At 66.4% G+C, this 1,001-nt stretch carries 1 protein-coding gene; it reads left to right on the top strand.

Annotated features, from left to right (window positions below; all coding sequences use genetic code 11):
• Nucleotides 1-32 precede the first annotated feature (32 nt).
• Nucleotides 33-1,001, top strand: a 969-nt coding sequence (locus ACFWUY_RS42120; protein WP_384122524.1) for an acyl-CoA dehydrogenase, incomplete at its 3' end; no start/stop codon positions are given.

The following is a 1,001-nucleotide window of genomic DNA, read 5'->3' as shown; positions in this document are numbered from 1 at the left end:
AAGCGAACGGGTCGAGCAGGGAACGCAATGACGTGACGCTGATCGGCCTCAATCACAAGATGGGCAACCGCGGCACCGCCAACACCCACCTCGCCTTCGGTGACGGCACCCATTCGCCCCGTGGCAAGGCCGGTGCGGTCGGGTTCCTCGTCGGGGCGGAGGGGCGTGGTCTGTCCTACATGTTCCACATGATGAACGAGGCCAGGGTCGGTGTCGGGATGCTGGCGACGGTGCTCGGCTACACGGGTTACCGCAAGTCCCTCGCCTACGCGAAGGTGCGCGCGCAGGGTCGGCCACTCGGGGTCAAAGATCCGCTGTCACCGCCTGTTCCGATCATCGAGCATCCCGATGTGCGGCGGATGCTGCTGGCTCAGAAGTCCTATGTCGAGGGCGCGATGGCATTGAACCTGTACTGCGCGCGGCTGGTCGACGACGCTGCTACCGCGCCGGAGTCCGACGCACGCGCCGCTGCCGCGTTGCTGCTCGACGTGCTGACCCCGATCGCCAAGAGCTGGCCGTCGCAGTGGTGCCTGGAAGCGAACAGCCTCGCGATCCAGGTGCACGGCGGCTATGGCTACACCACCGACTACGACGTCGAACAGCACTACCGCGACAACCGCCTCAACCCCATCCACGAGGGCACCCATGGTGTGCAGGGCTTGGATCTGCTCGGTCGCAAGGTAGTGATGCAGGGCGGTGCCGGAATGGTACTGCTGGGCGCGGAAATCGAGAAGACCATCGGTCGTGCGAGCGAGCTGGGCGGACAGGCCGCGGCTCAGGCCGAGCAGCTCGGTGCCGCGTGGACCCAGGTCGTCGATACCACGATGCGGTTGTGGTCCACCGGCGACCCTGCGGTCGCGCTCGCCAATTCGTCGCTCTACCTGGAGTCCTTCGGCCATGTCGTGATCGCGTGGATCTGGCTCGAGCAGCTCGTGGCCGCGGGCGACCGGGAAGGCTCGTTCTACGACGGCAAACGCGCCGCCGCGCGCTTCTTCTACACG

Source organism: Streptomyces sp. NPDC058664, assembly GCF_042716635.1.
GTDB lineage: Bacteria > Actinomycetota > Actinomycetes > Streptomycetales > Streptomycetaceae > Streptomyces.
Note: the sequence above shows the minus strand (reverse complement) of the source record. Positions and strands in the feature narration are given on the sequence as shown.